This window comes from Limosilactobacillus gastricus PS3, from assembly GCF_000247775.1.
Lineage (GTDB): Bacteria > Bacillota > Bacilli > Lactobacillales > Lactobacillaceae > Limosilactobacillus > Limosilactobacillus gastricus_A.
Genome location: NZ_AICN01000004.1, coordinates 1 through 14,626 on the forward strand (window position 1 = coordinate 1; position 14,626 = coordinate 14,626).

17 protein-coding genes are annotated in these 14,626 nt (G+C 43.1%); 13 read left to right on the forward strand and 4 right to left on the reverse strand.

What is annotated here, in order from left to right; all coding sequences use genetic code 11:
* On the reverse strand, positions 1-984 hold a 984-nt coding region (locus PS3_RS00180), incomplete at its 3' end, for an amino acid permease (protein WP_007121597.1).
* A gap of 84 nt (positions 985-1,068) precedes the next feature.
* Here PS3_RS00180 and mmuM point away from each other — a divergent pair.
* Entirely contained in the window at positions 1,069-1,992 is a 924-nt protein-coding gene (gene mmuM / locus PS3_RS00185) for a homocysteine S-methyltransferase (RefSeq protein WP_007121598.1), read from the forward strand.
* A complete protein-coding gene (locus PS3_RS00190) occupies positions 1,992-2,444 on the forward strand; it encodes a PPC domain-containing DNA-binding protein (protein WP_050950776.1) in 453 nt (150 codons plus the stop codon). Before mmuM ends, PS3_RS00190 begins: the two co-directional genes overlap by 1 nt.
* A 160-nt stretch (positions 2,445-2,604) precedes the next feature.
* On the opposite strand, the gene manA is transcribed toward PS3_RS00190, so the two are convergent.
* Positions 2,605-3,561, reverse strand: a complete 957-nt coding sequence (gene manA, locus PS3_RS00195) for a mannose-6-phosphate isomerase, class I (protein WP_007121599.1) — start codon at positions 3,559-3,561, stop codon at positions 2,605-2,607.
* A 261-nt stretch (positions 3,562-3,822) separates the two neighbouring features.
* On the opposite strand from manA, the gene PS3_RS00200 reads away from it, so the two are divergent.
* From PS3_RS00200 to PS3_RS00220, 5 genes are all read left to right on the forward strand, one after another.
* Positions 3,823-4,824 (forward strand): PTS sugar transporter subunit IIB, encoded by a 1,002-nt coding sequence (locus tag PS3_RS00200; protein WP_007121600.1) that lies wholly within the window; start codon positions 3,823-3,825, stop codon positions 4,822-4,824.
* Between the two features lie 18 nt (positions 4,825-4,842).
* The gene (locus PS3_RS00205) at positions 4,843-5,649 is read left to right on the forward strand and encodes a PTS mannose/fructose/sorbose transporter subunit IIC (RefSeq protein ID WP_007121601.1); all 807 of its coding nucleotides are present in this window, start codon (positions 4,843-4,845) and stop codon (positions 5,647-5,649) included.
* 20 nt (positions 5,650-5,669) lie between these two features.
* A complete protein-coding gene (locus PS3_RS00210; protein ID WP_007121602.1) occupies positions 5,670-6,593 on the forward strand; it encodes a PTS system mannose/fructose/sorbose family transporter subunit IID in 924 nt (307 codons plus the stop codon).
* Between the two features lie 3 nt (positions 6,594-6,596).
* Complete coding sequence (locus PS3_RS00215) at positions 6,597-6,977, forward strand: DUF956 family protein (RefSeq protein ID WP_040467761.1); 381 nt, start codon at positions 6,597-6,599, stop codon at positions 6,975-6,977.
* Positions 6,978-7,092: 115 nt separating this feature from the next.
* Complete coding sequence (locus PS3_RS00220) at positions 7,093-9,441, forward strand: HAD-IC family P-type ATPase (RefSeq protein WP_050950777.1); 2,349 nt, start codon at positions 7,093-7,095, stop codon at positions 9,439-9,441.
* Between the two features lie 109 nt (positions 9,442-9,550).
* Here the strand turns inward: PS3_RS00220 and PS3_RS00225 are convergent, their stop codons facing one another.
* Together PS3_RS00225 and PS3_RS00230 are read right to left on the reverse strand one after the other, a co-directional pair.
* Positions 9,551-9,976: a hypothetical protein gene (locus tag PS3_RS00225; protein WP_040467762.1), complete on the reverse strand. Its 426-nt coding sequence runs from the start codon at positions 9,974-9,976 to the stop codon at positions 9,551-9,553.
* Positions 9,973-11,490 carry a Y-family DNA polymerase gene (locus tag PS3_RS00230; RefSeq protein ID WP_040467764.1) on the reverse strand — a complete coding sequence of 506 codons (1,518 nt, stop codon included), beginning with the start codon at positions 11,488-11,490 and terminating at the stop codon, positions 9,973-9,975. Before PS3_RS00230 ends, PS3_RS00225 begins: the two co-directional genes overlap by 4 nt.
* Positions 11,491-11,671: 181 nt before the next feature.
* Here PS3_RS00230 and PS3_RS09715 point away from each other — a divergent pair, with 181 nt between their 5' ends.
* The 6 genes from PS3_RS09715 to rplA form a co-directional block, all read left to right on the forward strand.
* Positions 11,672-12,250 (forward strand): sigma-70 family RNA polymerase sigma factor, encoded by a 579-nt coding sequence (locus tag PS3_RS09715; protein ID WP_050950778.1) that lies wholly within the window; start codon positions 11,672-11,674, stop codon positions 12,248-12,250.
* A gap of 64 nt (positions 12,251-12,314) precedes the next feature.
* Positions 12,315-12,464, forward strand: coding sequence for a 50S ribosomal protein L33 (gene rpmG, locus PS3_RS10020; RefSeq protein WP_081478352.1), 150 nt, complete (start codon positions 12,315-12,317; stop codon positions 12,462-12,464).
* Between the two features lie 16 nt (positions 12,465-12,480).
* The gene (gene secE / locus PS3_RS00240) at positions 12,481-12,660 is read left to right on the forward strand and encodes a preprotein translocase subunit SecE (RefSeq protein ID WP_040467766.1); all 180 of its coding nucleotides are present in this window, start codon (positions 12,481-12,483) and stop codon (positions 12,658-12,660) included.
* A 95-nt stretch (positions 12,661-12,755) separates the two neighbouring features.
* Positions 12,756-13,301 (forward strand): transcription termination/antitermination protein NusG, encoded by a 546-nt coding sequence (gene nusG, locus PS3_RS00245; RefSeq protein ID WP_007121604.1) that lies wholly within the window; start codon positions 12,756-12,758, stop codon positions 13,299-13,301.
* Between the two features lie 117 nt (positions 13,302-13,418).
* Positions 13,419-13,844: a 50S ribosomal protein L11 gene (gene rplK / locus PS3_RS00250; RefSeq protein ID WP_007121605.1), complete on the forward strand. Its 426-nt coding sequence runs from the start codon at positions 13,419-13,421 to the stop codon at positions 13,842-13,844.
* Between the two features lie 90 nt (positions 13,845-13,934).
* Positions 13,935-14,626: 50S ribosomal protein L1 (rplA, locus tag PS3_RS00255; RefSeq protein ID WP_040467768.1), on the forward strand; the 692-nt coding region annotated here is incomplete at its 3' end.

The following is a 14,626-nucleotide window of genomic DNA, read 5'->3' on the forward strand; positions in this document are numbered from 1 at the left end:
GGCGAAGCGGCGGGGGATCGTCCCTTCGTTACTTAATGACCATAACATTCGCGTGGAGGCGTAGAGACCGGAATTCGCGGCGGAAATAATGGCGGTTAAGACTACGAAATTCATAATATCAGCCGCATAGGGGATGCCCATTAGTTTAAAGACATGGACAAAGGGACTTTCTGATACTCCCGCTTGACGATATGGAATTAAGCAGGCCATCACGGTAATGGAACCAATAAAGAAGATGATTAATCGCCAAAGGGTGGTGTGAATTGCCTTGGGTAAAGTTTTTTCAGGATCTTTTGCCTCACCGGCGGTTATGCCGATAAGTTCCGTCCCCGAAAAAGCAAAATTAACGGTTAACATGGTAGTAAAGACACCGCCAAAACCGGTCGGGAACCAACCATCCTTCGTTAGGTTGGTTAAAAGGGGGGCATGTTGATATCCTTTCATGGGAATAATACCGACAATAGCGAGGGCGCCAAGGACAATAAACACCAATATTGCAATAACTTTAATGGCCGCAAACCAGAATTCGCTTTCGGCAAAGATTCGAACCGAAAAGACATTGGATAAAAAGATCAAAATAATAAAGAGTAAACTCCAAATCCACACCGGGACGTGAGGGAACCACTGCCGCATAATAATTCCGGCAGCCGTGAATTCCGATCCTAAGGCAATGGTCCACGTCAACCAATATAAAATTGCGACGGTAAAACCCGTAGCCGGACTAATCAAGTCCTTGGCGTAAACGTGAAAAGAACCGGTATATGGCATGGCCACAGATAATTCGCCTAAACAAAGCATTACAGCGTAGACGATGATAGCGCCCAGTAAGTAGGCGATGATCGTCCCAATGGGGCCAGCTTGTTGGATAGTATAACCGGAACTTAAGAAGAGCCCGGTTCCAATGACCCCACCTAGGGAGATCATTTGGATATGGCGGGTTTCCATTTTACGTTCAAGATGTTCGATTTTTTCGTTAGCAGACATAATTAACTCCGTGATAGAATAAAATTACAATTTGATTAGAATTAATAGTGAACATCATATCACGAAATAAAAGAGGAGAGCTAGATGGAATTAGCAGAATTATTAAAAGAGACCCCGATCGTTATCGATGGGTCTATGTCTACTCCTTTGGAAATATGGGGAGCTCAGACCGATAGTGATTTATGGACTGCGGCAGCTTTAATCAATCACCCTGACTTAGTTAAACGGGTTCATCAAGCCTACTTTGAAGCTGGTGCGCGGATCACAATTACGGACTCCTATCAAACTAACGTAGCTGCTTTTGAGAAGCATGGTTATGGTGAACAAGCAGCACGACGCTTGATTCGTTTGTCAGCACAGTTGGCACAAACAGCACGCGATGAATATGAAAAGGCCACTGGTGTACATAATTTGGTGGCGGGATCAATTGGCCCCTATGGCGCTTATTTAGCGGATGGAAGTGAGTATCGTGGTGACTATGAGTTATCATTAGCGGATTATCAGGACTTCCATGCACCACGCTTGGAAGAGTTACTGGCAGCTGGAGTTGATTGTTTAGCGATTGAAACTCAGCCTAAATTAGCTGAAGTTACTGCGATTCTGGCTTGGCTCCATGATCATCAGATTTCGGTACCTGTATGGGTCTCATTCTCGTTGCAAGATCCACAGACTATTAGTGAGGGTACTGCTTTGACCCAGGCAGTAGAAGCAATTCAGGATGATCTGAATGTGCTAGCGGTCGGCGTTAATTGCATGCCAGTAACGATGGCAACCCCGGCAGTGGAAACAATTGCAAAAGTTGCAAGCGTTCCCATAATCGTTTATCCTAATTCAGGAGCCCAATATGATCCAATTACTAAAACTTGGCAGACTACTACTGGACAAACTAGTTTTGCACAAGCGGCAGTTGATTGGGTGCAGGCTGGGGCTGGTATTATTGGTGGCTGTTGTACCACCATGCCAAAAGATATCCAGGAAATAAAGTTAGCAATAGCAAAGGAGTCATAATGAAGACGCAATGGAGTAATCACCAATTATTGGTGCGAGTTGATCAAGGAGAAGAATTAAAAGAAGTCGTAACGAAGGTGTGTCAAACCGAAAATATTGCTGGAGCAACCTTCAATGGCCTCGGTGGTTTCGGTGAGGTTCAAGTGGGAGTTTACAATCCGCAAACCCAAGATTACGATGCTCCCGTTCGTCAAGGAATGTATGAAATGGTTTCCTTGATGGGCAATGTTTCAATTGATCATGGGGATTTGTTTGTCCATGCTCACGCCGCTTTTGGTTATCTTGATCATGGCGAGATGAAGGTGGTTGGTGGTGATCTTCGCAAGGCAGTGGTTAACTATACGGCCGAGTTAGTGTTAACACCGACGGAACACGCAATCACCCGTCAATACGACGAAGCGACTGAAATTGATATTTGGGATTTACAAGATCAGGTTAATTGGAAAAATTAATCATAAACTAATTAAAGATGTCATAATAAAAACAAAAAAAGAAGCCTTGAGAAACCAGGACTTCCATAGAACCGTTAAAGACGGTAACAAAGTTTTGCCTTATGAAATAACCGCTAGCTAGACCAAGCTAAGGCGGTTATTTTTGTGCCGATTTTTTCAATCATTTTGGTTCTGACGCAATCACAGTCATATTACCATCAAGTGTCCATTTATCAGTCGTCGCTGGAATAATGAAATGGTCTCCCTTGGTAATTGGGTATACTTGATCATTGATCTTTAATTCGCCTTGACCATCAACCACGGATGCTAAGGTATATGGAGCCACTTCGTGATGTAAAGTAAGGTGCCCAAAGTTGGTTTGCCACTTGTTGACGATAAAGTGGGTTGAGTCAACGAGTTGGGTAATAGAAGCATGATCATATTTCGTTGTAACTGGTGTTTGATTCTGATCAACAAATGGCGTTTCCGTACAATCAATGGATTGTTGTAAATGTAGTTCACGGGTTTTGCCAGTAGCAGGATCAACCCGATCAAAATCATAGAAACGATAGGTAGTGTCGCTACTTTGTTGGGTTTCTAAGACGACGACTCCCGGACCAATCGCATGTAAGGTTCCGCTTGGGACGAAGAAAAAGTCCCCGGTTTTAACGTAAACTTTACGCAATAATTGATCCCATTGACCTTGATCAACTAGATTCTTTAGTTCATCTTTGTCGCGGGCATTATGACCATAAATTAAGTAACTACCCGGTTCTGCTGATAAGACATACCAACATTCAGTTTTGCCGAGTTCGTGTTCATGTTCTTGAGCATATTGATCATCGGGATGGACTTGAACAGAGAGAATTTTAGCGGCATCCAAAATTTTTGTTAATAGTGGGAAAACCGGGCCCGAGGGATTACCAAAGAAGTCTGGGTGTTGATCCCATAATTCTGCTAAGGTTAAGCCACTAAAATCACCATTCGCAATCGTGGCGGGTCCGTGGGGATGAGCCGAAATGGCCCAGCATTCGCCGGTATTATCACTAGGAATATCATAGTGGAAGTCGGTCCGTAACTTTTGACCGCCCCACATCTTGGTTTGAAAAGCGGGTTTTAAAAATAAGACATCATTCATTGCGTATATACCTACCTGATAAGAATAATTCGCTTTCAGTATAGACTACTGTCGAAAGTTATGAAAGCGCTATCTGAAAATATTGTTGGCGAAAATCCAGGAATGCTAGGGCTTTCGCAGATAAAATTTTAGAAAAATTTAGCAAATTCACGTAAAAGATTGAAATGTTACATGAAAAGACTGTATAATGTATTCGTTTTCATAGACTATTAGTTACACAGTAATTGATATGTAAGTTGTGTGAAAAACAAGGAGGATATTATGGTAGGAATTGTCCTGGCAAGTCACGGTGGCTTTGCTGACGGGATCTTTCAATCTGGTGAAATGATCTTTGGTCAACAAGAAAACGTGGCTCACGTCATTTTAAAGCCAGACGAAGGACCGGATGACATTCGACAAAAGTTGTCGGATGCGGTTGCTACGTTTGACGATCAAGAACAAGTATTATTCTTAGTTGATTTGTGGGGTGGTACACCATTTAATCAGGTAAGCAACTTGTTTGATGAGCATAAGGATACCTGGGCGGTTGTCAGCGGAATGAATTTACCAATGGTAATCGAAGCTTATGCATCACGTTTCTCGATGAATACGGCTCGAGAAATCGCTACGCACCTTGTCGATGTTGCAAGAGACGGGATCAAGACGAAGCCGGAAGACTTGATGCCAGCTGAAGAAACATCAACCGAAGCAGCGCCAGCTGATAACCAACCAACCGGTGCTATTCCTGAAGGAACGGTGCTTGGTGATGGTCATATCAAATATGTCTTTGCACGGGTTGATACTCGACTCTTGCACGGTCAGGTTGCCACTGGTTGGACTAAGGCAATGAATCCGGATCGGATTATCGTAGTTTCTGATAATGTGGCCAAGGATAAGTTGCGCAAGAGCATGATTCAACAAGCGGCTCCTGCTGGGGTGCATGCTAACACTGTGCCAATTAAGAAGATGGAAGAAGTGGCTCAAGACCCACGGTTTGGTGCTACTAAAGCCATGCTATTGTTCGAAACCCCTGAAGATGCCTTAGAAGCCATTAAAGGTGGGGTTGAACTAAAAGAATTAAATATTGGTTCAATGGCGTACACTGAAGGTAAAGTTAACGTAAATAAGGTTCTAGCAATGGATCAAAAAGACGTTGATACCTTAAAGGAACTCCAAGAAATGGGAATTAAACTTGATGTTCGTAAGGTTCCATCAGACTCACCAGAAAGCATCGATAGTTTATTAAAGCATGCCCAAGAGCTGATTAATGAAGAGAAAAAGTAAATTTAAGGAGAAGAAACTATGTCTGCGATTTCAATAGTTTTAGTTGCGATTGTAGCGTTCTTAGCCGGGGTTGAAGGGATTTTAGATGAATTTCAATTCCACCAACCATTGGTTGCTTGTACGCTAATCGGATTGGTAACAGGGCATTTGATCCCCTGTGTTATGTTAGGTGGTTCGCTACAAATGATCGCCTTGGGTTGGGCGAACATCGGAGCTGCCGTTGCACCAGATGCTGCTTTAGCCTCAATTGCTTCAGCTATTATCTTTGTTGAAGGTGGGGCCAACACTAGTGACATTGGGACAGCGATTGGGTTAGCGGTTCCGTTGGCAGTTGCTGGTCTGTTCTTAACAATGATTGTTCGGACTATCTCTGTTGCCATTGTTCACGTAATGGATGCTGAAGGGGCTAAGGGTAACCTTGGTCGGGTAGATATGTGGCAAATTATTGCTGTGTGTCTGCAAGGTTTACGGATCATGCTTCCGGCAATTGCCTTGGCCTTTATTCCGGCAAGTACCGTTAAATCATTCCTTGCTTCTATGCCATCATGGTTAACTGATGGGATGACCATCGGTGGTGGAATGGTTGTGGCTGTTGGTTATGCAATGGTTATTAACATGATTGCCACTCGTGAAGTTTGGCCATTCTTTATCATTGGTTTCGTGATTGCCGCTATTACTCAACTTACCTTGATTGCTATTGGTGCATTAGGGGTTGCTTTGATGCTGCTTTACCTTCAACTTGAAGGTAAGGGTGGTTCCAGTAACGGCTCGAATGGCGCTAGTGGGACAGGTGATCCCCTTGGCGACATCCTTGATGACTATTAGAATTAAGGAGGCTTAGAATAATGGCTGATAATAAAATTAAATTAACTAAGCGGGACCGTTGGGACGTATGTTGGCGTTCAACCTTCCTGCAAGGTTCATGGAACTATGAACGGATGCAAAACGGTGGTTACATGTACGCCATGTCACCAGCGTTGAAGAAGTTATACAAAACCAAAGAAGATCGGGCTGCTGCTGCTAAGCGACACCTTGAATTCTTTAACACCCACCCATATGTGGCTTCCCCAATCATCGGGGTTACTTTAGCCTTGGAAGAAGATAAGGCTAATGGCGTTGATGTTGACGATACGACCATGTCCGGGGTTAAAGTTGGTATGATGGGACCTTTAGCTGGGGTTGGTGACCCAGTTTTCTGGTACACTGCTCGGCCAATTATTGCTGGTTTAGGGGCTTCGTTAGCTATTGCTGGTAATATTTTAGGACCAATTATCTTCTTTGTGGTTTGGAACATCATGCGGATTGCCTTTATGTGGTATACCCAAGAATTCGGTTACCGTGCCGGAACCCAAATTACCGATGATACGAATGGTTTATCCCTTCAAACGGTATCTCGGGGAGCTTCTATGCTGGGGATGTTTATCCTGGGGACTTTGATTGAACGTTGGGTTACGATTACCTTTACCCCAGTGGTTTCTAGAACGCCGGTTTCTAAAGGTGGTTACATCGAATGGGATAAGCTTCCTCATAATGCGCATGCCATCCAACAAGCATTGCAACAATGGGACATGGGAAATGGGTTAGCTCTTTCCAGCACTAAGGTTACCACCTTACAAGATAACCTTGATTCACTGATTCCAGGTTTGGCAGCGCTTCTGTTAACCTTCCTATGTATGTGGTTATTGAAGAAGAAGGTTTCCCCAATTTGGATTATCATTGGTATTTTCGTTGCCGGTATTGTCCTTCATGTTATTGGTTTGTTAGGATAAAAAATGGTTGAATCTATCAATACCAAGGTGGATTTGGTGATTAAAGGGTCATCTATGTTGGGCCTGGGAAGTTATGGTCAAATTATGATTGGCGACCGCGGATTTGAATTTTTTGATGATAGAAACGTCAATAATTACATTCAAATTCCGTGGGATGAAGTCGATTATGTGATCGCAGAAGTATTATTTGGTGGTCACTGGATCCCAAGATATGCACTGCGGACCAAGCGAAATGGGACCTATACTTTCGCTAGCAAACAACCAAAAGTGGTTTTACGAGCGATTCGAAAGTATGTTGAACCTGAGCATATGGTACGGTCATTATCCTTTTTTCAAGGAATTTGGCGAGGCCTTAAAGCATTAATTCATCGAAACAAGCATTAGCTAATTAAGGTCGTTGGATCATAAGTTATCCAACGACCTTTTTGTATAGCTATATCAATGTACTAGGTTGACATAATACGGTAGAATTAAGGCTAATAACTTTAGGAGGCTAATTATGAGTGAAGAAATTAAATACCCTGGCTTAACCCAAGCTGAAGTTGCCCAACGGCAACGTCAGGGGTTAACCAATCAGCCTCCGGAACCGCAATTTAAGTCTGATCGACAAATTATTAAAGATAATACCTTAACCTACTTTAATTTAATCTTTTTGATTTTAGCGATTTTATTGGTAATCGTGGGTTCATATGTTAATTTGACTTTTTTGCCGGTGATTATCGCCAATACGATTATTGGGATCATTCAGGAAATTCGCTCCAAACGAGCTTTGGAAAAATTAACCGTCTTACATGCCTCCAAGGTGCAAGTGGTCCGGAATAGTCAAATAAATGAAATTGCGACGGATCAACTGGTCTTGGACGATGTGTTTATTTTAAAAACGGGTATGCAGATTCCAGTCGACGGGGTATTACTAGCTGGCGCTCTGCAGGTTAATGAGGCTCTCTTAACTGGGGAAGCTGATGAAATCCCTAAGAACATTGATGATCAAGTGATGTCAGGCAGTTTTGTGGTCGCCGGTCAGGCTTATGTAAAGGCCACGGCGGTTGGTGAACAAGCCTACGTCAATCAGCTAACGACTTCTGCGAAGCAGGTCCAAATGGATGAAGAATCAGTCATGATTAAATCCTTAAATCGCTTAATTAAAGCGGTTGGGATTACTTTAATTCCGTTGGGTCTTGCCTTGTTTTATCGCTCCTTTGTGACGAATGGCTTATCCTTTCAACGGAGTATTGTGGCCATGGAGGCGGCTTTAATCGGGATGATTCCAGAAGGATTGTTCTTATTGGCGACAGTGGCCTTGGCCATTAGTGCTGTGCGGTTAAGTCGTCAGCAAGTTCTTTTGCATAGTATGAAGAGTATCGAAACCCTGGCGCGGGTTACCGTAATCTGTGTTGATAAGACGGGAACTATCACTGAAAACGAAATGGTGGTTGATGGCGTTACCCCCACGGTGAATGCCACGCGGAGTTCCATTCAAGGAGTTTTAAACGATTTCGTCCAAGCCATGCCAAATGATAATTCGACTATGCAAGCCCTGCACCAATATTTCACTTCACCGAGTCAAAAGCAGGCGACCAATTTGATTCCCTTCGGTTCGGCCTGGAAGTTTTCTTCCGTTGCCTTCGATCAAAGGTCTTATGTCCTAGGGGCACCGGAAATGGTCTTACGGGATGATTTTGACCGCTATCATGCCGATTTTGCAGCTGATACCCAACAGGGAGTTCGTATTCTGGTGTTTGGTAAATATGAAGGGCCGGCCTTAAATGATCATGTACTATCAGCACCGGTAACCCCATTGGCCTATGTCCGGTTGGTTAATCCTGTCCGGGCCTCGGCGCCTGATACTTTTGCCTTCTTCGCCCGCCAAGGCGTTAAGATTAAGGTTATTTCGGGTGATAATCCAGAAACGGTTTCGGCGGTCGCTCAGCGGGCTCGCATCGAAAATGCGGATCAATGGGTGAATGCTAGTCAATTAACGTCAGATAATTTAACTTCAGCACTACAGACCAAGACGGTTTTTGGTCGGGTAACTCCCGAACAAAAGCAACAATTTGTTGAAGAATTGCAAGCGCAAGGAGAAGTGGTTGCTATGACTGGCGATGGGGTGAATGATATTCTGGCGATGAAGCAGGCTGATACCAGTATTGCCATGGCAACGGGGAGTGATGCGACGATGCAAGCGGCCCAAATGGTGTTATTGGATTCTGATTTTGCTAAAATGCCGGCGATTGTAAATGAAGGTCGTCGGGTGGTTAATAATATTGAACGGTCAGCCAGTTTATTCTTAGTTAAGAATATTTTTTCGTTTTTGTTAGCCTTATTTACGCTCATCTTTGCTTTTAATTATCCACTACAACCATCACAAATTACGCTTATTAGTCTCTTTACGATTGGGGTGCCATCATTCCTGCTGGCATTAGAGGCCAATCATGAGCGAATTAGTGGTCGCTTTATGACTAATATTTTCACTCGGGCGCTCCCTGGTGGGGTGACCGATGCGGCGATTGTGGCGATTATTGTGGTATGTGGGAGTCTGTTTGCTTTAACCAATAATGAAATCCAAACCGCTTCAACTTTAATTTTAGCGGGAGTAGGTTTTATGGTGCTGTATTACATGAGTCGTCCATTAAATGGTTTTCGCTTAGCCATCTTTGTTGGCTGTCTCTTGGGAGCGGTTATTGGACTGACTTTCTTTAAGACTTTCTTTGGAATCAAAGTAATTGATGGGGTGGCGATTAGTTTTGCGATCGTCCTATTGCTTTCGGCGAATACCGTCTTACGATATCTAACTAAATTAGTGGATTGGCTCTTGCAACCACATTCATTTAAAAAAAGGGGAAGATAAATAATGAAAAAGGAATGAGGATGGGAAGAAATGGCAATTCTTCCCACCCTCATTCTTTTGAATCTTTGATAATAGCTATTTTAGAGAGTATTCCTAAACAAATTGTTTTTCAGTTTTCCAGGATAATTTTTCGTAAATTTGGAATAATCAAACTAGTTTTATCAGCGGAAATCAATCGATGTTTATCTTCGTCTATTTTAACCAGTTCTCCTTGAAAAACTTCATAAAAGCCGACCGTCTGATTGAAATATTCTAATTTGATAGTTTGTGGTAGATGTGGCTTCAATAAGGTCAATTGGGCTCGAATTCGCCGAATCTGTCTATTCGTTTGGTACTCCTTACGCTTGTAACGTTCATTAATATCAGCGATTAATTTATGATAGCCGGTCAAAGCCGCAAAGGGAGCGAACTGCATAGCGCGGTCGTGTTGGTCCATTGGGTAGTGACCTGGGGCTTTGGGATGTGGTAACATCATCAAATCTTGATATTTGCTGGTATCAGAAAATAAATCGGCGTATTGGTGTGGTTTAGTCATGCTTGATGTCCTCCAATCTCATTATGACGTTTCCGCGCGGTGGCGTCTTCGAGAAGGTCTCCCGCCTTAATCAGAGCGTTTTTGCCAAATTCATTTTGGATTTTCAAAATAGTTTCTTGAACGTTCTTGTCTTGATCGCGATGACTTTGCTCTTGTCGAGCCTGGTGGGCGACTTGATCAGGATCGCTAAACAAGTCAAGTTGCTGAGTCCGCTGAATCTTTGCTAATTCCGTTTCTGTAACCAGATGATTAGCGATGACCGTGATTTTGCGGATTAAGAGTTTGGGGTTCGCGATCTCATCAAACAGCTCATCAAAAGCGACTTTTAATTCTCGACTGGAAGTAGTGAGATCACTAAGTTTCCGACTGCCATGAGCTGATTTAGGGACCTGACGTCCATAGAAATCTTGACTGAGGGGCCCGTTATAGTCGAAAAAGGGTTGATTGAGACTTTGAGCGTCATAGCTGAGATGCAAAGTGATTTGATCAGTCAATGATTGTTGTTTGATCAATTGTAAAGCTAAATCATCGGCCATTTCTGAAACGACCAAGCGGGCAGCCGGAATTGGGTAGGGTTTAGGTAAGACTTGACCCGAATAAATCCCATGATCACTCGCTCGGTATTGTTTAATATCTCTGATGGTAGCTGATTCAAACCCCCAGGCATGATCAATTAACAGTTCGGCGTTTTTACCGAATTCGTGATATAAGACTTCAGCATTCAAAGGGTCGGATAAGGTTCCGATGGAGGCACGGGCGATATCTCCCATCGTATTCAAGCCCAATTTTTTGAGCCGACGCGCATAACCACGACCTACGCGCCAAAAATCAGTTAGGGGTTGATGTGCCCAAAGAAGTTGTCGATATGAAAGTTCATCTAAATGGGCAATACGTACCCCGTCTGCATCGGTAGGGATTTTTTTAGCCATAATATCTAGAGCTACTTTAGCGAGATACATATTTGTTCCAATGCCAGCCGTTGCGGTAATGGAGGTTTCGGCTTGAATAGTCAGGATGATTTCTTTGGCCAATTCCGCAGCGGAGGTGTCATGATGATGAAGGTAGTCAGTAATATCGATAAAAACTTCATCAATGGAATAGACGTGGATATGCTTTGGCTCAAGATAACGTAGGTAAATTTCGTAAATTTCAGCACTAAGGTTCAAATAATATTGCATTCGCGGCGGAACAATTTGAAAGCTTAAGCGTAAACTGGGGTGAGCCAATAATTGCTCGCGGTAGATTGATTTCTGTTTAGCTAAGGAATGACCAAGGGCTTGAGTGCGTTGCTGGTTAAGTTTGCGGACAGCTTGGTTAACTTCAAATAAGCGAGGACGGCCAGGAACTCCAAAGGCTTTTAAGGCCGGCGACACCGCCAGACAAATGGTTTTTTCAGTCCGGGATTCATCGGCAACCACTAGATTAGCGTTTAAGGGATCCAGTCCTAAAGCAGCACATTCGGCCGAGGCATAAAAGGATTTCAAATCAATGGCTAAAAATGTCTGTTCGGACACGATGAAAACCTCCAAAAAATTGATTGTGTTTATTATATGAAGTTAATCGTACACAAACAAGTGTTCGAGTGAGATTAAACTATTGTTTTAGACTGAGGGGTTTGATATATTAATGGTTGCTGTCGCTATTAAATGGGGGAAGATAGCGGTTGCACACTTATGTTTATTGGGAGAGTAGTTTATGGAAAAAGAATGGTACGCATTTGACCGCGAACAGGCTTTGATCGATTTGGTACAACAAGATCAAACTGAACATTTACAAGAATTACACGATCGATACTTACCGTTAATCCGCCGTTTATGGATCGAATATCATCCAGCGCACATGGAACGCCAGGATTGGGAACAAGAGGCGATGATTGTTTTACATCATGCGGTCAATACTTTTGATTATCAGCGTCAGGTTCATTTTAGCTGGTATTATAAACGATTATTAACCAATCGGATGTTTGATCTATTACGGCGTTTACAAGCTGGTCGCCGCATTCCAGTAGAGTTAGAAGTTGAAATGACGAAAGAACAAGAAGACTTTTTGACGATGCCAATTGTCGGTTCGCTCCAATCGGATGAGTTGATTAATTTTCACGAATCTTTAGCGGCCTTTGATGCAATTGCCTCGGTTGAAGAAAGTGCTTATTGTAAGCTGACTTGGGCGGGTTTTACCTGTCAAGAAATTGCCCAAATGTATGGCTTAACCTATCAAGATGTGCGGCGCGTCTTGCGACGGGCGAAAAAGAAAGTTAAACGTTGTTTTGAGTAGGGAAAAGTTGATTTTTTGAAGCAAGACGTGTAATCTAAAATAGATTATGATCGAGGTGAAGATGATGGCAGCAAAAAAAGTTCCGCTAGAATGTAGTGAATGTGGTCGTCGTAATTATAATGTGTCCGTTAGTAATCACCAAGCACAACGCCTTGAGCTAAAAAAGTTTTGTAAACAATGTGGAAAAGTGACGCTCCATCGGCAGAGTCGCTAGTTGAAAGGGGATCAATATGCATCCATTTCGCTTTATTAAAAGTGTGGTTAAAGAAATGCACTTGGTAGTATGGCCAACCTTTAAAGAAAATCGTCGTGACACGGGGATTGTGCTTTCAATTACGATTTTCTTTGTGCTTTATTTTGCTTTATTTGATTGGTTAATCCAGCAATTCATGGTTTGGTTTTCTAAGTAGTCAAATTTAAGTTTTTTTGGTATACTACTGGTGTTGAGAACTTCGTGTTAGGCGAGGTTTTTTTATTTTGCTATCTGAATTAAAGGAGTCGAAACGTGGAAACGAGTGAAAAGCAATGGTATGTCTTGCATACCTATTCTGGTTACGAAAATCGAGTTAAGAGTAATTTGGAATCACGGGTTCAATCAATGAATATGGAAGATTATATCTTCCAAGTGGTTGTGCCAGAAGAAACGGTACGTCAGGTTAAGGATGGACAAGCGAAGGAAGTTGAAGAAAAGACGTTCCCCGGCTATGTGCTTGTACAAATGGTGATGACCGATCAAGCTTGGTATATCGCTCGGAACACTCCCGGGGTAACTGGTTTTCTTGGCTCACATGGTGGTGGATCGAAGCCTACCCCAATGTTGCCAGAAGAAGTTGACCGTATTATGAAACGGATGGGCGTTGAAGTGGCCCGAAATGATATTGACGTTGAAGTTGGGGACCAAGTTAAGATTATCGCTGGTGCTTTCGCCGATCTTGTTGGAACTGTTACTGAAGTTGATCATGATAAAATGAAACTCAAGGTGGCCATTGAAATGTTTGGTCGGGAAACGACGGCAGATCTGGGCTTCAATCAAGTAGATACCATGAAATAGGTTGCATGCAACACTAATTTGTGGTAGTTTATTACGGTATGCTATTAACATACTGTGGGAGAGGTAAATCTCAATATCTCATCATTACCACAACACGGACTAAGGAGGTTTTGTCTCGTGGCAAAGAAAGTAGCAAATATTGTTAAATTGCAAATTCCTGCCGGTGCAGCTTCACCAGCTCCGCCAGTAGGTCCAGCTCTTGGGCAAGCAGGGATTAACATCATGGGGTTCACTAAGGACTTTAACGCTCGGACAGCAGACCAAAAGGGTATGCTGATCCCAGTTGTGATCACTGTCTATGAAGATCGTTCATTCGATTTCATTACAAAGACCCCTCCTGCCGCTGTTTTACTTAAGAAAGCCGCTGGTGTTGAACATGGTTCAGGTGAACCTAACACGAACAAGGTTGCAACTGTAACCAAGGATCAAGTTAAGGAAATCGCCGAAACTAAGATGCAAGATCTAAACGCCGCTGATGTAGAAGCAGCAATGCGCATGATCGAAGGTACTGCACGTAGCATGGGCTTCGTTGTCGAAGACTAATTAACGGCAGTCCGGAAGGTTTTGTGAAAGCAAGCTTTCCAGTGGGAGGAATAATCCCGTTTGACCACATTTGCAAGGAGGAAAACACAGATGGCTAAAACTCGCGGTAAGAAATACCAAGAAGCTTTAAAGAAGGTTGACAGTAAGAAAGAATACACTGTTACCGATGCAATTAACCTAGTTAAAGACATGGACTTTGCTAACTTCGACGCGACTGTTGAAGTTGCATTTAATTTAAACGTGGACACGAAGCAAGCTGACCAACAATTACGGGGGGCAGTGGTATTACCAAACGGTACTGGTAAGGACCAAAAGGTAATCGTGTTTGCTAAAGGCGCTAACGCTGAAGCAGCTAAGGAAGCCGGCGCAGATGTCGTGGGTGACCAAGATTTAGTTGACCAAATCAAAGATGGTTGGTTAGACTTTGATGTTGCAATCGCAACTCCAGACATGATGCCACAAGTTGGGGCTTTAGGTCGGGTTCTTGGTCCTAAAGGCTTAATGCCAAACCCTAAGACTGGGACGGTTACGATGGATGTTGCTAAGGCCGTTTCTGAATCTAAGGCTGGTAAGGTTACTTACCGGACTGACCGGGACGGAAACGTAGCAGTGCCATTCGGTAAAGTATCTTTTGATACTGACAAGTTAGCTGAAAACTTAAAGACAATTCAAGATACTGTTGTTAAGGCTCGTCCAGCATCGGTGCGTGGTACTTATGTTAAGCACGCTTCCATTGCTTCGACTTTCGGTCCAAGTGTAACGCTTGATTTGACTGTATTTTT